The following is a 22,072-nucleotide window of genomic DNA, read 5'->3' as shown; positions in this document are numbered from 1 at the left end:
ACAAATGAATAAGCTTGTCGACCTCTCGGTGAGCAATTATGGCACCACGAGGCAGATTAACTACCAACTGGTGGTGCTGCCTTGGGGAGCAACCGAGCCACATAACTACCACTTGCCGTACCTAACGGACTGCATCTTGTCGCATGACATCGCCGTTGATGCCGCTCAACGCCTGCTTACCAAGCACGGGTTGCACGCTATGGTGATGCCGCCCGTTGGCATGGGTTCGCAAAATCCAGGTCAAAGGGAGTTGCCCTTTTGCGTGCATACCCGTTACGAAACGCAGAAAGCCATACTTACCGACATCGTAGACTCGCTCTATCATCAGGGGTTTCGCAAGCTCGTTATCGTTAACGGACATGGCGGCAACGGCTTTAAGAGTATGATTCGCGACCTGCTTACATGCTATCCCGACTTCCTTATCGCTGCCAGCGACTGGTTTAAGATGCGCAATGCCAAGGATTTCTTCGACAATCCGGGCGACCATGCCGACGAGATTGAAACCTCGGTGATGATGTATTACCATCCCGAGCTAGTGAATTTGGCGGATGCAGGCGAGGGTAAGAGCAACGCTTTCGCCATCGATGCCTTGCAAGAGGGTCGTGTATGGATGCCGCGCAATTGGGGAAAGGTGTCGAAAGATACGGGCATCGGTTCGCCAAAACAGTCTACGGCCGAGAAGGGAAAAGGCTTTGCCGATGCCGTATGCGATGCCTATGTCGACTTCTTTGCCGACTTTATTGCTGTTAAAGACGAAGACGACCCCTATACTAAGGGTGCTTGGTGAGCAGTTAGCTAGCCACTCAGGTTGCTAACAGGCTTTTATAACATGTGCGAAACGTGCACATCACACTGCACGTTGCTTTATTTTCAATTCCAAACCTGCCGACAGCACAAGGCCGCCCCATGAAAATGGGCTCTCCTTGTATAGTCGGCAGGTTTGGGATTGCTGTTTTTTATATCGCTAAAACAAGGTTTTCAACGCAGTATTTACCACACAAAGGCAACCACGTAAAGAATGTTCACCAACAGGATTAAGGCAAGCCGAACAAGAATAAGGATAAAACGAACATAAACTTTTGGGTAAAAACAACTTTTTTTCAATTTATTTTTGTTACTTTGCAACCGAATATACTCATTACCAAAAAGACAAGACTATGATGCAAGCAAAGCTGAAATTAGCATTGGTTGCCTTGTGCTGTGCCCCTGCGGCCTTTGCGCAAACACCCAAAGACGACAAACAGCAACAACCAACGACGGTAGACGAGTCGGCATTTACTTTTACCGAAGCACAGCTAGGAGAAAACGATAACATGTCGCAAAACGTAACTATCATCAATTCGGCATCCAACCTCTATGCCTCACAGGTGGGTTATCTTTTCTCGCCAGTAAGGTTCAGATACCGTGCTTTTAACCAAAAGTACAACGAAGTTCATGTAAACGGCGTGCCAATTAACGATGTTGTGAGTGGACAATTCCGTTTCTCGAACGTGGGAGGACTGAACCAACAGACTCGCAACGCCGACTTTGCGTTGCCTTTCGAAACGAATTTGTTTGCCATGCCCGCTATGGGTGGCTCTAACAACTACGATTTTCGGCCTGCAAACCAGCCTGCGGGACACCGTTTAACCCTTGGAGGAGCTAACCGAAACTACACTTTGCGCGGCATGTACACCTATAATAGCGGGCTAAGCGAGCGAGGTTGGGCCTTTTCGGCTAACCTAACGTATCGCTGGGCCAACCGCGGATATGTTGAAGGAACGTTCTATAACGCCCTATCCTACTTCTTTGGCGTGCAAAAAGTGTTTGGATCGCGCACACAACACTCGCTCGCGTTTAGCACTTGGGGCAATCCCACCGAGCGCGGAACGCAAGGAGCGGCCACCGACGAAAGCTATTGGATTGCCAACAACAACCAATATAACCCCTATTGGGGCTATCAAAACGGGAAAGTTAGAAACTCGCGCGTGGTAAACGACTTCTCTCCGTCGGCCGTAATGACGTGGGACTGGAAGATAGACGACGGCTTAAAGCTATCCACTTCGCTGTTCGGGCGATACAGCATGTACAAAAGCACAAAGCTGAACTATAACAACAGCGACAATCCGCAGCCCGATTATTGGAAGATGTTGCCCAGTAGCTATTACGATGTGTGGGATGAAACCAATAAAGTGGCAAGAACCGACCAGGCGTTGGCCGATTGGAACACTGCGTACAACTATCTAACTGCGAGGAAAGAGAACCGCCAAGTGAATTGGGATAGACTTTACGCTGCCAACCGAGGCGTTGCTGCGCAAGGAGTGGACGCCATGTACTTCATCCAAGCCCGTCGCAACGATGCACTGAACCTTTCGCTGGCATCTACGCTGAACATGCAAGTTACCAAGACTTCAAATTGGAACTTGGGCTATATCGCCAGCACCAATAACGCCCGCCACTACCAAACGATGGAAGACTTGCTGGGCGCAACCACCTATCACAACGTCAATACCTACGCCATCGGCACCTATGCACCCAACTCTTCGCAGGTGCAATACGACCTGAATAACCCCAACGCGCTTGTTGGTAAAGGCGATGTGTTCGGCTACGACTACCATTTGCTGGTGAACAAGGCAATGGCGTGGACCAGCTACAACGTGCTGTTGGGACGTGTTAACCTGATGGTGGCCGGTAAGGTTGGCGGCGTTAGCATGCAGCGCGACGGCAAAATGCGCAACGGACTATTCTCCGAAAGCTCCTATGGCAAAAGCGGAACGGCGCATTTCCTTGAAGGTGGCGGCAAAGCAAGCCTAATTTGGAGCATGGGCGGCGGCAATACGTTGCAGTTGGGCCAAGGTTATCAGTATAATGCACCCACGCCTTACGTGTCGTTTGTTGCTCCCGAGCTGAACAACGACTTTGTGCGAGACCTTAAAAACGAGCGCGTTTACAGTGCCGAACTAGGATTTCAGCACCAATCTGGCCGTATTCACCTCAACCTAAACGGCTATTTCAGCCATTTGAGCAACGTTTCTGATTGGCAATGCTTTTATTTCGACGACATCAACTCGTTCTCATACGTGTCGATAACAGGCCAAAAGAAAGTATTTTATGGTGTCGAGGCGGCCTTCAAATATAAAATCAACTCTGCATTCGACGTGAAACTGCTCGGCACGATGAGCGAAGCCAAAACCATTAACGATGCTTACGTAAACTATGTGAACTCTACACAAGGCACTTACGAAACCGATATCCTGCTTAACAAAGACATGCGCGAGTCTGGAACGCCCCTTACGGCAGGCAGCTTGATACTTAGCTACCACAAGGGAGGCTGGTTTGTAGACTTGTGTGGCAACTACTACGACCGCATTTACCTGGGTTACTCTCTCTATCATCGCTATAAGAGCGTGGGCGAAAAGCGCGGAAACGTAGACGCCGACGGCAATGTGATGCGCACTCCCCAAGAGAAAGGGCATGGCGGCTTTATGCTCGACGGGTCTATTGGCAAGAGCCTCTACCTCAAACACGGACAGTTGTCAATCAACTTGATGTTCACCAACCTGCTGAACAACAGCCGTATCGTGACAGGTGGCTACGAACAAAGCCGTTCAGACTATACCGCATCGGGCAATGCACGTGCCTATAAGTTCTCGCGTAACCCCAAAAAGTTCTACGCTTGGGGCACCAATGCGATGCTCAACGTAACCTATCGTTTTTAATGCCACGAGACTTTAACGTCTCCAAGCATGCTATCTATCATTGATAAGTTCATAAATCAAATGCGCACTCCCCCACAGTTCGGCTGGCCAAAGTCACGAACTGGGCAGCGTAAACAAAATATCGACAGCGACATGAAAATAAGATATTCGCTCATTGCCATAGCTTGTGCGGCCCTTGTTGGCTGTATGGACAAGGATTGGAACGCCCCCAACAACAGTGAGGCGTACGGCAATCCGAGCATAAAAGAAACAAATGTGATCACCATTAGCGAGTTGAAGAACAACTACGCCAATGTCATCGCCTCGCAAACAGACCCTTATAAGCAGGTAGAAAACAACATACAGATAAAAGGTCGCATAACAGGCAACGACATTCAAGGCAACATTTACAACAGCGTATGCCTAGAAGATGCAACAGGCGGCATACTTATCAACATCGCACAAGGCGGTCTTTTCGGTTATTTGCCCGTTGGACAAGAAATCATCGTTAACCTCAAAGACCTCTTTGTGGGAAGTTACGGACAGCAAGCGGCCATCGGCACACCCTTTACCAACAGCAAGGACCAAACATCGGTTAGCAGAATGAACCGCTATTTGTGGAACGAACATTTCAAGTATGTGGGCGCTGCCGATGCCTCGAAGGTGCAACCCGAAGTGTTCGACGTGTCGAAAATATCGGACACAGAATATCTTCGCACCCATAGTGGCCGACTGATGACCATCAAAGGCGTTAAGTTTAAAGACGCTGATGGCAAAAAGGTGTTTGCTACAGCAGCCGAAAAAGATGCAGCCAACAGCGTAAACCGCGAGTTGGAAGGTTTTACCAACCGACAAATAGTGGTGCGCACCAGCACCTATGCCGACTTTGCCGCCCAGCCACTTCCACAAGGAACGGTAGACATAACAGGTATCTTCACTCGCTTTCGCAACACATGGCAAATATTGTTGCGTACAGAAAGCGATGTAAAGAAGTGAAACACGAAGAGTTTTCGGCCGCTCTCACCATTCGCGTTTATTGGTCTACACAGCCAGACTTATGCGGATGAAACAACGAAGAGCCGGGTAGAAACTTGATAAAAAAAACATTAACACATATAATAAGCAATCATTATGAAAAAAGTAATCTATGCAATATTGATAGCGGCTCTTGCTACCGCCATGCTAGGTGGTTGCCAAGACGTGCCCGAACCATACAACAACCCGAACGAAAACAAGGGTGGCAACCAAGAAGTGCTTGAACCCGGAACACCTACTGGCACAGGAACAGAAGCCGATCCTTATAACATTACTGCCGCCTTGGCGAAGATTAAGACCCTGAAAGGCGGAGAGAATACAGGCGAAATCTTTGTGAAAGGAAAGATTAGAAGTGTTAAGGAAGTGGATACAGGTAATTTTGGCAACGCAACTTACTTTATTTCCGACGACATTACCAAAAAGATGGATAGCTTGCAGATATACCGCAGCAAGTATTTAGGTAACGCCAAGTTCACTGCGAAAGACCAAATTAAAGCGGGTGACGAGGTTGTTATCCGTGGGATTTTCGTCAACTTCAAGGGCAATACGCCCGAGAGCGAACCCAACAAATCGTGGATTCACTCGCTTAACGGTAAGACCGTCGAGGCCGAAACGCTAGTTCCTGGCGAACCTAAAGGTGCTGGAACGGAGACCGAGCCTTACAACGTAACGGCTGCTTTAGCTAAGATTAAGACCCTGGGTGAAAAAGATACGCTTAAGAACCTATATGTAAGAGGAAAGATCAGATACATTAAAGAGGTGAACTTGGAGAAATATGGTAGTGCCACTTATTATATTTCCGATGACAACACGAAGAAAATGGACAGCTTGTACATTTTTGGTAGCAAATTCCTAAATAATGAAAAGTTCAAGGCAAAAGACCAAATTAAGGTAGGTGATGAGGTTGTTGTTGTCGGCTCATTCGTAAACTTTAAGGGGAATACCCCTGGAGCTGCTGGTGGGAAAACACATCTCTATATGCTTAACGGCAAGAAAGAGACTGGCGGAACTACTCCTGAAAAACCTGAAACGCCCCAAACCGGCAAAGGACTTTCTATTGAGGGACAAGTGGTAACGTTGACCAATGCCAACGCAGAGGTAGGAACGGAAACCATAACCTATGCAATGAGCAAGTTAGGAAATGACGATATAGCCAAAGTTGACCCAATTAATTTGGGGGATGGACTAACGCTGACGGTTGAACAATCGGACGGAAAGGCTGCTCCAACCTATGTCGGCAAGTTTAAGAACTTGCGTATTTATGCCAATAACGTTTTCACAATAACAGGGAACAAGAAGATTGCCAAGGTTATTCTTGACTGCGACAAGTTCAAGAAAGACATTTTTGTAGGCAATTCCACTGCAACCGTGTCTTTTAATGGTAACTCGGTAACTTACAAGAACGTGTTCTCGGAGCCCAAGGGCGGTGGTGTGCAATTGCGCATACTTAAAGTTACTGTTGTGTACGCCAAGTAACGGCTCTTTGGCTTGCAGACAACTCTCAGGCGGCAACACACAATGCAGCGTTGGATAACGGCTAAGCCAGCGGTTGGCGCAGTTTCTTGTTAACTCATTAACTTGGCAACTTGTCAACTGCCCTCCCACGTTTTTCGACACGTTAACTGGTTAACTTGTCTGCGGGGTCCTCATTCCTTCACCCCACTATTTCACTAAAAAAACATCCAAAGCTTTGGCGGGCTGCGAATTTATTCGTAAATTTGCAGCCCGTATAGTGTACGTATAACATAACATTTATATAAAATAGTAAAATGAAAAAAGGTATTCACCCCGAAAACTATCGCCCCGTCGTATTCAAAGATATGTCCAACGGCGATATGTTCCTTTCACAGTCTACTTGCAAAACAAACGACACAGTAGAGTTTGAAGGCGAAACTTACCCCGTGGTAAAGATTGAAATTTCAAGCACCTCGCACCCATTCTATACGGGTAAGAGCAAGCTTGTTGACACGGCTGGCCGCGTAGACCGCTTCATGAACCGCTACGGTAAGATCAAAAAATAATATATCTTTTTTACAAGCATATATTTAAAACTTCTGAAATGCGCCCTCAACGTAGTTGCATATACGTTAAGGGCGCATTTTGCAATTTGGCGTATGGCGTTTGCTGTATGAGCTTTCACCAGCGCATCAATTCGTTTCATAACCTATAATCCTTTTTCTTGGCAAGATGATAAAGAAGATAATGATATTCGCCGTTGCGTTTGCCTTGGTGGCGTGCGAGGGCGAAGACCTCAGCAAGGTGAACAAACCAAATGGTGGCGGCAATACGCCTACGGGCGAGAACCACAACGCCAACGATGCCAAAGCCCAGAGAGAATATGCCCGCTTAGAGTTTCCACGACTTAAATCGGGTGCTAACAGGGTGTTGTTACACGAAACACCCAAAGACGGCTTGAACTTTGCCATAGAATGGAACGAAACGAAAAAGGCGCAAAGATGGACCTGCTACCAGCTCTTTAAGAGCAACATGGTGAAGAAAACAGACCGCTATAAGTCTGACACCAACCAATATCCGCGCGACCCTCTGTTGCCTAAAAACCTCTGGTTTACCTCCGATCCGTATTGGGGAACGGGCTATGACCACGGACACATCTGCCCTTCGGCCGACAGACTCAACTCGGCTGAGGCCAATTACCAAACCTTTTTCCTCACCAACATGCAGCCGCAGGTGCATGGTTTCAATGCTGGCGTTTGGCAGAACATGGAAACCAAGGTGCGCGACATTGCTAGTCGCTACAACTATACGTTCTGCGACACCCTCTATATTTGCAAAGGCGGCACCATCGACAAACCCGAACAGGTGCTAGAAACCACAGGCAAAGGCTTGCTTGTACCCAAATATTTCTTTATGGCCGTGCTCCGAGTGAAGAACGGCGTGTACAACGCTATGGGCTTTTGGATTGAACACAAGGCCAGCAACGACAAGAAGTTGGCCAAGTATGCCGTTACAATCAGGGAGTTGGAGGAAAAAACGGGTATCGACTTCTTCTGCAACCTGCCCGACAACATTGAGTATGCCGTCGAAAATGTTCCGGTTAACAATACCTTTTGGGGGTTGGATTGAGGTAAAAAACTGGCTTAGCACGTTATCCGAAAGGCGTTAGCCCTTGATCATACAGTGCAATTTTACTTTTACCCCAAAGGCATTTTCAGTTCGTGCCCTCGCTTGTTTATGCCCCATTAACTTCCAAGTTCTACGTTAGTTAGGCAGGTTCTAAAAGGCACAACGGCCGTTTTTATCGTTGTGCATGCACAAAAGCATGTTGCCTTCCCGTGCACAACCCACGCCAAAAGCCCTTGTCCGTCTATTAAGCCAGCGTTATAAGCAACCCCAAACCCACCCAGAACTTGGGCGTTAATGCCTGCTTTGTATCTACTTACAAAGCCTTAATCATCAAACTGCCGTATTCCCATAGTTCCAATCACAAACAAAATTCATCATCACCTATAAGAGAGTTGTCCATTCTCCGTTGCAGACAGTGCCACTACAAACAGAAAAGCAGCGTGTATCAGCACCTTGAACCAAGCGTATATATACCTTGCTATAAGCGCACATGCACCCTGCTGTAAGCATGACAGCACCTTAGGCAGAACCTACAAGCGAAAAAACACATTGTGGCAAACAAGTAAACGCAGGGCTGCACGTTTACTTTTGTCCGCTTTTCAGTAAGAATTTTAACATTATGAGTACCCTTTTCGTCAACCAACCGCTCACCTTGCCGCAAAAAATCGATTCTCGCGAAGGTTTGTTTTGATGCAAAAAGGGGTTAGTTTGTGCATGCAGCAAAATGAATATTTATTTCAGAAGGCCACCATTTGCACCAGTTTTGGGGTGTTTTGGTGCTAAACTCAGTGCGATTTGCTGCTAAATGCAGTGCGTTTTGATGCTAAACGCAGTGTGTTTTGGTGCTAAACGCAGTGTGTTTTGGTGCTAAACGCAGTGTGTTTTGATGCTAAACGCAGTGCATTTTGGTGCTAAACGCAGTTCTAAATGCTGCTAAATGCGAGACGAAAAGCATAAAAATACATTGCGATGGTATAAATACAACCCCTTCGAGCCACTAAGAATATGGCTCAAAAGGGCAAAATTGTCGCTAAAAAGTGGGGTTTTAGGGACTAAAAGCGAGTAATTGGGCGCAAAAAATAATGAGTTGGCAACCAAACTAGAAAGGCTAAATGGTGCAAAATGCGGCTGATTTTCTCAAAAATGGACTAAAACAGAAGTCCGCAAGCTTGCAAAATATGGTAAAAAGCCCGATAAAACACCTATATTTTCGCTAGAAGGGGGTGGTGGATTAGGCATGTTTTGTAAAATATTTGCACCTTAATAAGGTCTTGAGTTTATGAGCGTGTAACGCAGTAAGTTTATGAGTTGTTGAGTTGGCGAGTTGTTGAGTTATTAAGTTTGCGAGTTGTTGAGGTTATTTGTTTGTGAGTTGTTGAGCGTTAAGGTTATAAGTTTTGGCGTTTTCGAGTTGTTAAGTCCGTGAGTTTATAAGGGATAAGACTGTGAACTGTTGGGCTTATGGGGCTATAAGGTTATACGTTGTTGAGTTCGCAAGTTGTTAAGCTCGTAAGTTTGTAAGTTGCTAAAACTGTGAGTTGTTGAGTTTATGGGGCTATAAGGTTATACGTTGTTGAGTTTGCAAGTTGTTAAGCTCGTGAGTTTATAAGTTGCTAAGCCTGTGAGTTGTTGGGCTTATGGGGTTACAAGGTTATACGTTGTTGAGTTTGCAAGTTGTTAAGTCCGTGAGTTTGTAAGCTGCTAAGCCTGTGAATTGTTGGGCTTATGGGGCTATAAGGTTATACGTTGTTGAGTTTTCTAGATGTTGAGTTCGTGAGTTACTAAGTTTATGAGTTACAAGCTTGTAAGTTCATAAGAAGGCGCGTTAATAAGTTGTTGAGCTTATCAGTTTGTAATACCACAAGGCGTACAACCCCAAAAAACGGACGAGCTTATTTGCTCGTCCGCGCGCATTTTCACAACTTATTTACAAACTATTTGGCATGAAACTTGTTTCTTGTTTGGCCCATTCGGCCGCGTAAGCCACTTACTTGTTGGCTTGTTTTTATTATTACTGTTTTTGGTGGAGGTCTATTTTGTGCTTGTAGTGTCGGTTAGTTCCGACAAGTCTACCGTGCCTTTTTTGGCTAGCGTGTACCTTCTGAAATCAAATTCGTCTGTTTCGTTTGCGCCGCGCATCACACCTTCAAAAGCATTATCGTTGAGACTTAGTTCGCTATAAGCGATGGTCATCGTGTAATTATTGTCGTATGTGATGACGATTGCCCGTGTACGCGTGTCGATACGCCACGAAAAGCTGCGCCTAAATGGGCTTGGGTCGTTCCGTCCTTCATAGTCAACCTGCCTTCCGCGCCCATAAATGGCGTTCGAGTTGTATTGGTCGAACTCAATATCTGTGTAATACACTTTTGTTCCTGCATAGCCAAGGGCATCCACTCCGCGAGCCACAAACCGTCCGTCCCAGTGTCCGCGCAACGTTTGAGCCATTGCAAGCAAGTCGTTAGAAGGATATTCGTAGCTGTCGTCCCACCAACTGTAACGTCGGTAAGTGTTATCTTCGTAGTAGTTGTCTATTTCGCAACTCGTAACAAGTATAGTGGCAACGGCAAGAGCAGCCATTATGCCTATGTTCTTTAAGCTCTTCATAATCCTATTCGTTTTTTGTTTCTGTTGCAAAGTTACGCAATCATGTGGTCGTGTGCATGGGTGGTTCGTCTATTTTGGCGTAGGGCTTTGCCTATCGTTCGGGGGAATTTCCCCTAATAATGTTAATGTAGGTGTTTTCAAAGTGCCGTTTCAATAATAATTGTTATCTTTGTAGACGCGCTAAAAGGCGCTAAATTGAATAACATTAAACACATTATTTGGAAATGAAAACAGTATACGATTTCGCCGTTAAAGACAGAAAAGGTGGCGAAGTGTCTTTGAGAGAGTATGCCAACGAGGTTATCCTCATCGTTAACACCGCAACAAAGTGCGGCTTTACACCGCAATACGAAGAATTGGAGGCTATCTACGAAAAATACCATGCCAAGGGTTTCACCATTCTAGACTTCCCTTGCAATCAGTTTGGACAGCAAGCTCCCGGCACAGACGAGAGCATTCACGAGTTCTGCAAGCTGACTTATGGCACCGAATTTCCACGTTTCAAGAAGATAAAGGTTAATGGCGACGATGCCGACCCGCTGTACAAGTACCTTAAAGAGCAAAAAGGCTTTGCCGGTTGGGACCCAAACCACAAGCTAACACCCATACTCGACGAGATTCTTTCTAAGGAAGACCCCGACTATAAGGAAAAGGCCGACATCAAATGGAACTTTACCAAGTTCCTCGTTAACAAGCAAGGACTTGTAGTGGCACGTTTCGAACCCACCGAAAGCCTTGAAAACGTGAGCAAGAAGATTGAAGAACTGCTCTAGGCAGGTTCTGAAAATTGCCTTTGCTGTATTTTTAGATTTTAGCTGAGCAGGTTTTGCTTACTTCTTGAAGGAGCATAGCTACCTATGCGACTGAAAGAGTAAGCCAAAGATGCCAACTAAAAGCAAAAAGACAGTGAAGAGCAATACTAGGAACAAAGAATGAACCTTTGCGGGGATTTTTTAGAACATGCCTTTAATGCGTAAGCACTGAGCGCGAGGGGAGTTAAGGAGAGATGCTAAAAAACCTGCGCCCACACACCTACATATATATATAAGGTAAGGGTAGGTAATGCGGGTTTTCAGCAGCCCATACAGCAAGTATGGTGGCACGTTGGGCGCACTCTTTAACTCCTTTTCGCATCTTAAACCATCGGTAAACCTCACGAAACACCCTTTTGGCACATTGTTTGCACAATGTTTACATAACGGGTACATCCCAATTTAAAAACAAATCATTTATGGAAAAAAGAGAATATACGCGCTGCCTCATCGTGGGTAGCGGTCCGGCTGGCTACACTGCGGCCATCTATGCAGGAAGGGCCAACCTAAGTCCTGTGCAATATTGCGGAATGCAAACGGGCGGACAACTCACCCAAACAACAGAAATCGAGAACTTCCCCGGCTACCCCAAGGGAGTGGACGGCAACCAAATGATGGTGGAACTGCGCGAACAGGCTGCCCGCTTTGGCGCCGACATTCGCGACGGAGAAATTACCAAGGTTGATTTCAGCAGCAAGCCATACGTTGTTACCACCGATCGCGGTGTAGAGATAGAGGCCGAAACGGTGATTATCGCCACGGGCGCATCGGCCAAATACCTTGGCTTACCCGACGAAGAGAAGTATTCGGGCCAAGGCGTTAGCGCATGCGCCACTTGCGACGGCTTTTTCTATCGCAACAAAACGGTGGCTGTTGTGGGCGGTGGCGACACTGCTTGCGAGGAGGCCAGCTACCTTGCAGGACTCTGTTCGAAGGTATATATGATTGTACGTAAGCCGTTCTTGCGTGCATCAGACGTGATGAAGAAACGCGTTGCGAGCAATCCCAAAATCGAGATCCTATACGAACACAACACGTTAGGCCTTTATGGTGAAGATGGTTTGCAGGGCGCACACCTCGTAAAGCGCAAGGGCGAAAGCGACGAACAACGCTACGACTTGCCTATTGACGGCTTTTTCCTGGCCATTGGGCACAAGCCCAACACCGATGTGTTTAAAGATTGGCTCGACCTCGACGAGATAGGCTACATCAAAACCGTTGCAGGAACACCTAAAACCAATGTTGCAGGGGTGTTTGCGGCTGGCGATTGTGCCGACCCCGTTTATCGCCAAGCAGTTGTTGCTGCGGGTTCGGGCTGCATGGCCGCTTTGGAGGCCGAACGCTATTTGGGTGAATTGGAAACCCAAAAGTAAGGCTTGGATATGCTAAGCCGTAGACTAGCTTGGCAAAGAAAGCAGCCTAGTTTGGCATAGACATAGAAAAAAGGCTTCTTGCTATTTGCAGGAAACCTTTTTGCTTTTTAGGGTAGACGCCCTTGTTACAAGCCTATTGTGTGGCCTTTATTTATGGGCGTATCTATGTTTTTGTCTTTTACACCAGTCCGTCTAGTTCTTTTTTCAGGGCGCGCAAGTCGTCCCTAACCGAGAGAAGCGTGTTAAGTACGTGCGTACTTTTGTTTGCGCCTTCACGATTTTCGTTTATCATCTTACGTGCGGCGGCAATTTTAAAACCTCTCACCTTAACCAACGTGTAGATGTTCTTTAATAGGTCGATGTCTCTTTCCGTGTATTGTCGCACCTTCGACCCCATAGCGGTGCGCGGTTTTAGCTGCGGAAGTTCGGTTTCCCAATACCGCAACGTACTCTCGTTAACGCCGATGATGTCGCTCACCTCCTTAATCGAGTAGTACAACTTTAGGTTTCTATCAGTCTTCAATACCATGATGGGTTAGCTTTTGGCCCTTTGTCGGGGGAAATTGGGGAATAGTCCTTCGTTCGTTATACATCGTTTCGTGTTCATAACAACATGCCACAGGCTTGCCTGTGCACGTTTAAAACCTGTAATGGTAACTAAGTTATCCTGGACGAAGTTACATTTAGCTCTCTCTCATGATGCAAAATTACGACAAATCTTTGGTTTTTCCAATCTTTGGAAAAAATAAAATCGAGGCGTAAACCAACATTAACAAACAGCATAATATAAGTACCTGAACCACGCCCATTTGAAAAAAATGTTGTAATTTTGCAACTTAAACCAAAGGGATGGCCCTTGCAACCCTGTTTGCAAGCCTTGTTTGGCATCCTTGATTTGGCTTTCGCAAATTGGAATACAATAAAAATTCAAGATAATAAACGATGATGACAGCGAACGAAATACGCGACTCCTTCAAACAATTCTTTGAGGGTAAAGGACATAAGATAGAGGCCTCGGCTCCCATGGTGATTAAAGACGACCCCACATTGATGTTCACAAACGCAGGCATGAACCAATGGAAGGACATCATTTTGGGCACGCGCGACCCCGAGCCACGCCGCAGAGCCGACTCGCAAAAGTGTCTTCGCGTAAGCGGAAAGCATAACGATTTGGAAGAGGTTGGCCACGACACCTACCATCACACCATGTTCGAGATGTTGGGCAATTGGAGCTTTGGCGACTATTTTAAGCGCGAGGCCATAGACTATGCGTGGGAATATCTTGTAGATGTGCTGCATCTTAATCCGCAAGACCTCTATGTTACGGTGTTCGAAGGCAGCGAAGAAGAGGGCATTCCACGCGACGATGAGGCCGCAGAGTACTGGTCTAAGCACCTGCCAGCCGACCATATCATCAACGGCAACAAGCATGATAACTTCTGGGAGATGGGCGAAACGGGGCCATGCGGCCCTTGTTCGGAAATTCATCTCGACTCGCGCTCGGCCAAAGAAAAGGCCGAAGTGCCTGGCGCAAGCCTTGTAAACAAGGATAATCCACAGGTTATCGAGATATGGAACATCGTGTTTATGCAGTTTAATCGTAAGTCCGACGGTTCGTTGCAGCCCCTGCCCATGCACGTTATTGATACAGGTATGGGATTCGAGCGCCTTGTTCGCTCGCTGCAAGGCAAGACATCCAACTACGATACCGATGTTTTCCAACCCGTTATACAAGAGATTTCGCAGCTGTCGGGTCTGAAATACGGCGAAGACGAGAAGGTAGACGTGGCCATGCGTGTTATTGCCGACCATCTTAGAGCCGTGGCTTTCTCCATTGCCGACGGCCAATTGCCAGGCAATGCCAAGGCAGGATACGTTATTCGCCGCATCCTTCGCCGCGCTGTTCGCTACGCCTACACGTTCTTGGGGCAACGTTCGGCCTTCATGTTTAAGCTGTTGCCCACCTTCATCCACGAGATGGGCGAGGCCTATCCCGAACTGAAAGCACAGCGCGAGCTTATCGGTCGCGTGATGAAAGAAGAGGAAGACGCTTTTCTTCGCACGCTTGAAAAGGGCATCTCGATGCTTAACGATGAGATGGAACGCTTGAAAGCCGAGGGAAAAACCACGCTCGACGGCACGCAAGCCTTCCGTTTGTTCGACACTTACGGCTTTCCGCTCGACCTAACAGAGCTTATCTGCCGCGAAAACGGGCTGCAAGTAGACGCCGCCCAGTTTGATGTGGAGATGCAAAAGCAAAAAGAACGCGCACGAAATGCCGCTGCGGTGGAAAATTCCGATTGGGTTGTGTTGCGCGAAGGCGAACAAAACTTCGTGGGTTACGACTATACGGAGTACGAATGTCGCATACTTCGCTACCGCCAAGTTACGCAAAAGAAGAACACTTACTTTGAGTTGGTGCTCGACAACACGCCATTTTATGGCGAGATGGGCGGACAAGTGGGCGATTGTGGCGTGCTGGTGAACGGCGAAGAGACCGTGGACATCATCGACACAAAGCGCGAAAACAACCAAAGCATACACATCGTGAAGGCCTTACCCAAAGACCCCAAGGCCGACTTTATGGCTTGTGTGGACACAGACAAGCGCGAAGCAAGTGCTGCCAACCACACGGCAACCCACCTGCTTGACTATGCCTTGAAGGCAGTGCTTGGCGAACACGTTGAACAAAAAGGCTCGTTGGTGGCTCCCGACACGTTGCGTTTCGACTTTTCGCACTTCCAAAAGGTTACAGACGAAGAACTTCGCGAAGTGGAACGCCTTGTAAACGACCTTATTCGGCAAGACCTACCACTCGACGAGCACCGCAATACGCCCTTAGAAGAGGCTAAGGCGATGGGGGCAGTGGCCTTGTTCGGCGAGAAATACGGCGACACGGTGCGCGTTGTGCGTTTCGGACCCAGTTGTGAGTTCTGCGGCGGCATCCACGCACGTAGCACGGGCCGTATCGGTATGTTCAAAATCGTTAGCGAAAGCAGCGTAGCCTCTGGCGTACGCCGTGTAGAAGCCCTCACAGGAAAGCGTTGCGAGGAGGCTATGTACGCGTTGGAAGACACTATTCGCGGCATTCGCAACCTCTTTAACAATGCCAAAGACCTGCAAGGAGTTATCGCTAAGTACATGGAAGAGCACGATGCCATGCGCAAAGAGATAGAAAAATTCTCGGCACAAGCCGTAGAAAGACTTAAAGACAGCCTTGTTGCAAATGCCAAAGATGTAAACGGACTGAAAGTGGTTAAGGCTGTTTTGCCCATCAATGCCGAGCAAGCCAAGAACCTGGTGTTTAAGGTTCGCGAGGCCATTCCTCAACACTTGGTGTGCGTTGTCGGCTCAACAGCCAACGACAAACCTTTGCTTAGCATCATGTTCAGCGACGATGTGGTGAGCGAACACGGGCTGAACGCAGGCCAAATTATCCGCGAGGCCGCCAAGCTTATCCAAGGTGGCGGTGGCGGTCAGCCCCATTATGCGTCGGCAGGCGGCAAAAACCTCGACGGCATTTCTGTGGCCGTAGACAAGGCCGTGGAGCTAGCTTGCCAATAAAATGGCCGCATTTCCCTACCCCACTTCAAGGGAAAGGGAAATGATTAGCTTTACCATTTATACAGATTTAAGGCAGGTTCTAAATATCCACCAAGGCATTACCTCGGTAAACACCATTGAAAAGTTAGTGTGGAACTTTTAGAACCAGCCTTATATCCTTACCAAAAACGCAACACCCCTCGCCCCACGGCAGCGCATATCTGCCCCAAAGGGCCATCAAACAAAACGATAATGCAAAACCAAACCTTGCGCACAGCCTTGAAACGTGGCTTCCTTTTCTTTTCGGCCACGGTACTATTGCTAACCTTGCAGTTTCTCTTTGTGTTGTTTACCAGCAACACGCTGGAGATTATGTCGCCCTTGGGTTATCTCTTTTTCTTTGCGTCGTGCCTATCGCATGCCGCTTGTTTGACCCTTCCGCCATACCTTATATATATGCTCATTGCCTGTACGGGCTGTGTGCGCATAGCCCGCGTGGTGCATTTTGTGCTAGTTGCCTTGCTGGTTTTGCTCGTTTTTCTCGATGCACAGGTGTATGCCATCTATCGTTTCCACATCAACGGCTTTGTGCTGAACATGGTTTTCGGTCCTGGTGCGGGCGAAATATTCACTTTCGACACGTGGCTCTACCTCAAAGAAGTGGGTCTATTCCTCTTACTCCTTGGCATGGTGTATGGTGCTTATTGGCTTTCGGGTTGGGTTTGGCGCAAACGCGGCAAGGCTTACGTGGCGGCCACCGTGTGTGCACTGGTAGGTAGCACCCTTTTTGCCCACCTCACGCATATCTACGGCGCATTCATGTCGCAGGCATCAGTGGTGCATAGCGCCAAACTCTTGCCTTATTATTTCCCCACCACGGCCTATTCGTTCATGACGAACCTAGGCTTTAAAGCTCCCGTAGACACGCGTATGCTGCAAAAGGGCGGCAACGGAACCCTTGCTTACCCCATACATGCCCTGCAAACCGAACGTCCCGACAGCCTGCCCAACATCGTATTGGTGTTGCTCGACTCGTGGAACAAACGTTCGCTAACGCCCCAATGTATGCCCAACACCTATCGATGGGCCCAACAACAGCAATGGTTCGACAATCATCTCAGTGCCAGCAACGGCACACGCAGTGCTGTTTTCGGTTTGTTCTTCGGTCTTACATGCTATTATTGGGAAGATTTCGAGGCCGCAAGGGTCAGTCCGGTGTTCATCGACCGCTTACAACAGCTGGGTTACGACATACGTGTCTATCCCTCAGCGCAATTTTACAATCCAAACTTTGCCAAGGTGGTGTTTGGCAAAGTGAAGGGTGTTAGAACCGAAACGGCAGGTAACACGGCGCTTGAACGCGACCAACGTATCTGTGCCGACTTCATTGGCGAGTTGCCAGAACGCCTTAAAAGCAAACGTCCGCTGTTCTCGTTTGTGTTTTTCGACCTGCCACACAGTTTCGAACTCGATGCCAAACACAATGTCCCCTTTGCACCTGCGTGGCCATACGCCGATTATACCAAGCTAAATAACGATATGGACCCGACGCCCTTTTTTAACCTCTACCTTAACACTTGCCATCAAGACGATATTTTATTGGGGAAGATTTTCCAAACGTTAGAACAACGCGGCATACTTGATAACACCATCGTGATTCTCTCTGGCGACCACGGGCAAGAGTTCAACGAAAACAAGAAGAACTATTGGGGACACAACGGCAACTTCTCGGTATGGCAGATTGGGGTGCCGCTAATTTGCCACTTCCCAGGTGAAAAACCGCAGAAATATAGCCACCGCACGACACATTACGACATTGTTCCTACGCTGATGCACAACTATTTGGGCGTTAAAAGCCCTGTTTCCGATTATAGCATGGGCCATCTTCTCACCGACAACAGTTCGCGTAAGTGGCATATCGTGGGCAGTAACCTCAACTATGCCTTTATCATTGGCGGCGACTCAATCTTGGAAAAGAATGCCGAAGGCGGTCTGGATGTTTACGATGCGCGCATGAATCCCGTATCTAACTACCGCTTAGATACGCGCGCCTTTAATAAGGCAATGGATAAACTCAACAAATTTTATAAATAAAGGGAGCAACAAATCGCCTTTTGGGGTGGTTATAACCACTGTTGTCCTAAACGTTTTTCAGGCTCATCTTTATGTCTGAAAAACGTTTAGGACAACAATTCCTTTCATTCTTTCAACTTTTCACCCTTTCACCCTTTCACCTAACAAGTAAAGATTGGGGATGTATCAGCGAAGCTTTAAAGGATGGAAGAACGAAAAAAGAGTTTCCCTTTTGGATGGCCTTTGACTTGCTACTGGTGAAAAGGTGAAATATTTAAGTTGACATACACTTTGTTAGAATTATCCGTAACAAACCATCAAATATCTCCGTACGTACCACATTACTCTTCCACGATATGTTTAAACTTCCTCCAAAGCCTATGTCGTTTATATCTTTTAGCACATCCCTTAGGAACAAAGATAACACACTTTTTCGCGTTTACACCTCCAAAAGTATAAAACCATTCTTCTTCGTCAACGTTTTCATCTTTTTCGTAAGGTGACACAGGAGGCCGTCGGTCTACAAGATGGAGTTCTCTAAGCCTACGACAAAACGTAAAACCACGAAACGGAACTTCTCGAATAGGGCTTTTAAACACTACTTTTCTTAATTTCGGACAGCCATCAAACACTGCCATTTCCATGTGTATCAACGATTTTGGGAATTCAACTGAACGAATTTTCACACAGCATTGAAATACCCTTTCTTGGAGATACGTCACCCCTTCGGGCACAACATAATGCCCACCTTTCCTTTTCCTTGGGAAATACTTCATCGTATCTCCATCTTCCGAGAACTGTGGTTCAGAAATCGCGGGGTCATACCAATAAGGACTATTTGGCGCAATACCCGTTGTATCTGCAGCCCTATACGCAGCTCTCTCCCGTTCTTCTTCTCGCTTTTTCTCTTGTTCTATTTCTTCCTCCGTCGGTTCCGATGCCTCCGCCTCTATTGCCGCCACTGGTTTCTTATTCGTTTGCGGTTTTACATCCGAGTGTTTGCACCTCGTGAATAATACAACAAGGGCTATTGATATAATGAATAATATTTTTCTCATGACACGTTTAATTAACTTCTTAATGAGGATTACATTGTTGTCTTTCCTGCAAGTAACGAATGACTTTTAAAGAATACTGCCACTTCATCAATTAAACTTCCTTTATGATTTTTTATTGGCATCTTATCACTTTTTCTTGTAGTAAAATCACGAGCCTTTTAGAAATAAAAGCAAAAAATGCTTATAACAGTATCTTTAATATAAATGTCTATTAATTATTTCTTTCTAGCTCAGAAATTCGTCCTTCTAGATCATCATATTGTGACTGTAGATTTTCAATTTCATCTTCATCACTATTGTTCGAAACACGAGCGACAGGAATATAATAGTCCATCTTGGTCTTGTTTCCTCGCATATCAGTCACAATGACAGGAACATAATTATCACCAAAACGTAAAAGTAACGTATAATCAAAATGATAATTACTCAACGTCTGTCCATTAACTTCAATTGTTCTCTTCCCTGGCCGTACTCCCCATTCATTCCTTTTCGTTCTAAATATCTCAATTCGTTTTATGTCCCCTCTTGAATTAAGGGTAAATGGGATGTCAACACCATCAACCATGTCACCTCCAAAGTTACCATGTGACAATACGACACAACCATCGATTTGCAAATCTACTTCATGGCGAACAATGAACCCAATATTCCTAAAGTCAAAAAATAAAGAAGAGAAACGTTGCGTACCAATAAGAGGAGACGAAGAACTAGGCAAATAGTTAACTCCTGCATAATTCCATGTTCTTCCCCTAAGCGATATAGGAGCACTTTTATCAACAATATAAGCGCCAACAGGTAAGATAGAATACGTATCATCATCATTGATCCCTACAAGAAAAATAGAAACAACATCTCCTATTCCAACTGAGTTCAAAGGAATCCCCGTTAAAACATCCCTACTTTTAAATAAACCTTTAACATGATTGTTTCTTACGACTTGCTTTATTTTCTCTAATAATGCAGACGCAGAACTGGCCGCAAACAAGAAATATCTATCTGCCTGCATATTAGTTCTCACACTAACTGGGCTATTCTGTATCGAAGTAAGCCTTGGTATATTATGCTCTTGCGACAGACAGTAAGTTGGGTATGCAATGCCACAAAGATAATTGACCGCTCCCTCCATTTTACTTATCAGTAAACTATCTAATGGATAATCGGCATCAAACAGCCAATTTCTGATAGGTATCTTTCTGTCTCCATTATAAGAATTTTGCAATATATACGGACACAAATCGCCTCTAACAACAATTGGTTCTTCAACACACTTTCCTGTGACAGTGGGAAAAGTTATTTTCAACATTGTATCCGCCAATAATTCTCCCATTTTGTTATTTGCTTTTATGTGCAGAGCGTAATAACCTTTCTGACAAAAGTCATAAGCAATGGCGTATCTCTTGCCCTTTTCTATAGAGAGCCTGTCCATTACATCTTTCAATGAAAAGGTGTCATTTCCAGCTACGTTCATTGAATCTAACCCATCAAAGTACAATGTAATAGGCACGGTGTCAGTATAGGTCAAGTAGATATTGTCAAAATCTGCTTTCATAAAAGAGACACGAGCCTTCCGGTCTGTACAGCCCGAAGTTACACAGAGAACTACACAAAGGAGGGAGAAAAAGGTATAAATTCTATTAAATGGCATAAAACTATTTTTCATTAATACATTTCTTGTTAGCATCCAGCATATACTTTAACTTTGGTATATTCTCACAACAGGTAAGAGCATCAGGATATCCACAGACCGCAGACAGCAAAACATATCTTTCTGCAGCACCTTCATTATGTTCAAACACTACATATATCTGACTAACTGAATATAGCCATCTCCCAATTGAGGGATCTTTAATTTTCCCGCCAGTCAAATCATCCATCGTAAATCCAAGTCCCCTCATTCGATATTGGATTGCGATATCAAAAGCTTCTACACTCAAGGAATATGCCTTTCCCATCAGATAATTACAAGCTTTTTGGCTATAATATTGTGAAAGGGTCAAACACTCATCTAAAGGTGCAGAGAGTATAGGAGCTGTTGACACTAATCGTATGGCCTCTGCAAACCTCTTATCAGCTTCATGAAAATCCTTTAGTTCCATGTATGAAACTCCAAGATAATAATAAACATCGCTTACGTGTTGCCCCCAGGAGCTGCCATATAATGCTATCCATGAATTACCACATGCTAAACTTTTATTGAAGTCCTTCATGTTAACATAACATTCAATTAGATTGAAAAGGTCGTTCTCATTTACAGAATCATTATTTTCTAATTCATGCAACAGTTTTATTGCCTGTCTATAATCTTGAGAACGCATGTAAGTACTAACCTCATCTCTAATTTTTACAGCAGAAATAGAAACATGTTTGTTGTTTGTTAGAATAAGTTTATTTCCTCTCAAAGTAACCCTGCCTAGCCTTTGTATTGCAGACAACCCTAATAGAAGAGGAGAACTCTGCGAATTTAGGACTATTGCATCAACATTATGCAATACTAATCCTGCAATCGTAAGACACCTAATGTTCACTGAAACATTTTCTACAATATGCCCACTTGCAGTAAGACTAGCACCACTTCCTTTAAAATCACTATTCTGCAATTTCCCTTCCCTATAAAGCTTCTCCGCAAAAGCAAGAGATAACGTTACTTTAGAAGCACCAGTATCAAAAATCATCTTCGTTTTTTCGCCATTTACGATACAAGGAATCGTATACACCTCTCCTGTCCTATTCATCGTTACAACGGTCTGGCCACATACAGATAACATCAAAACAAAAAGAAATACCGCAGTAAAAACACCCTTCTTCATAGT

15 protein-coding genes are annotated in these 22,072 nt (G+C 45.8%); 10 read left to right on the top strand and 5 right to left on the bottom strand.

Annotated features, from left to right (window positions below; translation table 11 throughout):
- The first annotated feature begins 4 nt into the window (after positions 1 to 4).
- The 6 genes from HMPREF0670_RS00555 to HMPREF0670_RS00530 all read left to right on the top strand — a co-directional run bounded on the left by HMPREF0670_RS00555 (position 5) and on the right by HMPREF0670_RS00530 (position 7,796).
- Positions 5 to 787, top strand: a complete 783-nt coding sequence (locus tag HMPREF0670_RS00555; RefSeq protein WP_009229219.1) for a creatininase family protein — start codon at positions 5 to 7, stop codon at positions 785 to 787.
- 373 nt (positions 788 to 1,160) lie between these two features.
- A complete protein-coding gene (locus HMPREF0670_RS00550; RefSeq protein ID WP_044077808.1) occupies positions 1,161 to 3,698 on the top strand; it encodes a TonB-dependent receptor in 2,538 nt (845 codons plus the stop codon).
- Between the two features lie 132 nt (positions 3,699 to 3,830).
- A complete protein-coding gene (locus tag HMPREF0670_RS00545) occupies positions 3,831 to 4,673 on the top strand; it encodes a DUF5689 domain-containing protein (RefSeq protein ID WP_044077533.1) in 843 nt (280 codons plus the stop codon).
- Between the two features lie 135 nt (positions 4,674 to 4,808).
- Entirely contained in the window at positions 4,809 to 6,188 is a 1,380-nt protein-coding gene (locus HMPREF0670_RS00540) for a hypothetical protein (RefSeq protein WP_009229216.1), read from the top strand.
- Between the two features lie 293 nt (positions 6,189 to 6,481).
- On the top strand, positions 6,482 to 6,733 hold the full coding sequence (locus HMPREF0670_RS00535; protein ID WP_009229215.1) for a type B 50S ribosomal protein L31: 252 nt from the start codon (positions 6,482 to 6,484) through the stop codon (positions 6,731 to 6,733).
- 166 nt (positions 6,734 to 6,899) lie between these two features.
- Positions 6,900 to 7,796 (top strand): DNA/RNA non-specific endonuclease, encoded by an 897-nt coding sequence (locus tag HMPREF0670_RS00530; RefSeq protein WP_009229214.1) that lies wholly within the window; start codon positions 6,900 to 6,902, stop codon positions 7,794 to 7,796.
- Between the two features lie 2,031 nt (positions 7,797 to 9,827).
- Here HMPREF0670_RS00530 and HMPREF0670_RS00525 read toward each other — a convergent pair.
- The gene (locus HMPREF0670_RS00525; RefSeq protein ID WP_009229213.1) at positions 9,828 to 10,403 is read right to left on the bottom strand and encodes a hypothetical protein; all 576 of its coding nucleotides are present in this window, start codon (positions 10,401 to 10,403) and stop codon (positions 9,828 to 9,830) included.
- Positions 10,404 to 10,627: 224 nt separating this feature from the next.
- On the opposite strand from HMPREF0670_RS00525, the gene HMPREF0670_RS00520 reads away from it, so the two are divergent.
- Together HMPREF0670_RS00520 and trxB are read left to right on the top strand one after the other, a co-directional pair.
- Positions 10,628 to 11,176 (top strand): glutathione peroxidase, encoded by a 549-nt coding sequence (locus HMPREF0670_RS00520; RefSeq protein ID WP_044077532.1) that lies wholly within the window; start codon positions 10,628 to 10,630, stop codon positions 11,174 to 11,176.
- A gap of 458 nt (positions 11,177 to 11,634) precedes the next feature.
- Positions 11,635 to 12,588 carry a thioredoxin-disulfide reductase gene (trxB, locus tag HMPREF0670_RS00515; RefSeq protein WP_009229210.1) on the top strand — a complete coding sequence of 318 codons (954 nt, stop codon included), beginning with the start codon at positions 11,635 to 11,637 and terminating at the stop codon, positions 12,586 to 12,588.
- Between the two features lie 178 nt (positions 12,589 to 12,766).
- Here the strand turns inward: trxB and HMPREF0670_RS00510 are convergent, their stop codons facing one another.
- The gene (locus HMPREF0670_RS00510) at positions 12,767 to 13,117 is read right to left on the bottom strand and encodes a MerR family transcriptional regulator (protein ID WP_009229209.1); all 351 of its coding nucleotides are present in this window, start codon (positions 13,115 to 13,117) and stop codon (positions 12,767 to 12,769) included.
- Positions 13,118 to 13,530: 413 nt separating this feature from the next.
- On the opposite strand from HMPREF0670_RS00510, the gene alaS reads away from it, so the two are divergent.
- Positions 13,531 to 16,152, top strand: a complete 2,622-nt coding sequence (alaS, locus tag HMPREF0670_RS00505; RefSeq protein ID WP_044077531.1) for an alanine--tRNA ligase — start codon at positions 13,531 to 13,533, stop codon at positions 16,150 to 16,152.
- A gap of 231 nt (positions 16,153 to 16,383) precedes the next feature.
- Entirely contained in the window at positions 16,384 to 18,225 is a 1,842-nt protein-coding gene (locus HMPREF0670_RS00500; RefSeq protein WP_009229207.1) for a sulfatase-like hydrolase/transferase, read from the top strand.
- A 320-nt stretch (positions 18,226 to 18,545) separates the two neighbouring features.
- On the opposite strand, the gene HMPREF0670_RS00495 is transcribed toward HMPREF0670_RS00500, so the two are convergent.
- The 3 genes from HMPREF0670_RS00495 to HMPREF0670_RS15270 all read right to left on the bottom strand — a co-directional run bounded on the left by HMPREF0670_RS00495 (position 18,546) and on the right by HMPREF0670_RS15270 (position 22,069).
- Entirely contained in the window at positions 18,546 to 19,262 is a 717-nt protein-coding gene (locus HMPREF0670_RS00495) for a leucine-rich repeat protein (RefSeq protein WP_009229206.1), read from the bottom strand.
- A 211-nt stretch (positions 19,263 to 19,473) separates the two neighbouring features.
- A complete protein-coding gene (locus tag HMPREF0670_RS00490; RefSeq protein WP_009229205.1) occupies positions 19,474 to 20,922 on the bottom strand; it encodes a hypothetical protein in 1,449 nt (482 codons plus the stop codon).
- Positions 20,912 to 22,069, bottom strand: coding sequence for a TIGR02281 family clan AA aspartic protease (locus tag HMPREF0670_RS15270; RefSeq protein ID WP_009229204.1), 1,158 nt, complete (start codon positions 22,067 to 22,069; stop codon positions 20,912 to 20,914). Before HMPREF0670_RS15270 ends, HMPREF0670_RS00490 begins: the two co-directional genes overlap by 11 nt.
- Positions 22,070 to 22,072 lie beyond the last annotated feature (3 nt).

Source organism: Prevotella sp. oral taxon 317 str. F0108 (assembly GCF_000162415.1).
Classification (GTDB): domain Bacteria; phylum Bacteroidota; class Bacteroidia; order Bacteroidales; family Bacteroidaceae; genus Prevotella; species Prevotella conceptionensis.
The sequence above is the reverse complement of the archived record's forward strand: the minus strand, read 5'-3'. Positions and strand labels throughout refer to the sequence as shown.

Excerpts from the sequence above, each read along its gene's own strand:
- HMPREF0670_RS00500 (WP_009229207.1), top strand. The coding sequence starts at position 16,384 with ATGCAAAACCAAACCTTGCGCACAGCCTTGAAACGTGGCTTCCTTTTC.
- HMPREF0670_RS00545 (WP_044077533.1), top strand. The coding sequence starts at position 3,831 with ATGAAAATAAGATATTCGCTCATTGCCATAGCTTGTGCGGCCCTTGTT.
- HMPREF0670_RS15270 (WP_009229204.1), bottom strand. The coding sequence starts at position 22,069 with ATGAAGAAGGGTGTTTTTACTGCGGTATTTCTTTTTGTTTTGATGTTA.
- HMPREF0670_RS00555 (WP_009229219.1), top strand. The coding sequence starts at position 5 with ATGAATAAGCTTGTCGACCTCTCGGTGAGCAATTATGGCACCACGAGG.
- HMPREF0670_RS00495 (WP_009229206.1), bottom strand. The coding sequence starts at position 19,262 with ATGAGAAAAATATTATTCATTATATCAATAGCCCTTGTTGTATTATTC.
- alaS (WP_044077531.1), top strand. The coding sequence starts at position 13,531 with ATGATGACAGCGAACGAAATACGCGACTCCTTCAAACAATTCTTTGAG.
- HMPREF0670_RS00540 (WP_009229216.1), top strand. The coding sequence starts at position 4,809 with ATGAAAAAAGTAATCTATGCAATATTGATAGCGGCTCTTGCTACCGCC.
- trxB (WP_009229210.1), top strand. The coding sequence starts at position 11,635 with ATGGAAAAAAGAGAATATACGCGCTGCCTCATCGTGGGTAGCGGTCCG.
- HMPREF0670_RS00535 (WP_009229215.1), top strand. The coding sequence starts at position 6,482 with ATGAAAAAAGGTATTCACCCCGAAAACTATCGCCCCGTCGTATTCAAA.
- HMPREF0670_RS00525 (WP_009229213.1), bottom strand. The coding sequence starts at position 10,403 with ATGAAGAGCTTAAAGAACATAGGCATAATGGCTGCTCTTGCCGTTGCC.
- HMPREF0670_RS00530 (WP_009229214.1), top strand. The coding sequence starts at position 6,900 with ATGATAAAGAAGATAATGATATTCGCCGTTGCGTTTGCCTTGGTGGCG.
- HMPREF0670_RS00510 (WP_009229209.1), bottom strand. The coding sequence starts at position 13,117 with ATGGTATTGAAGACTGATAGAAACCTAAAGTTGTACTACTCGATTAAG.
- HMPREF0670_RS00490 (WP_009229205.1), bottom strand. The coding sequence starts at position 20,922 with ATGAAAAATAGTTTTATGCCATTTAATAGAATTTATACCTTTTTCTCC.
- HMPREF0670_RS00520 (WP_044077532.1), top strand. The coding sequence starts at position 10,628 with ATGAAAACAGTATACGATTTCGCCGTTAAAGACAGAAAAGGTGGCGAA.
- HMPREF0670_RS00550 (WP_044077808.1), top strand. The coding sequence starts at position 1,161 with ATGCAAGCAAAGCTGAAATTAGCATTGGTTGCCTTGTGCTGTGCCCCT.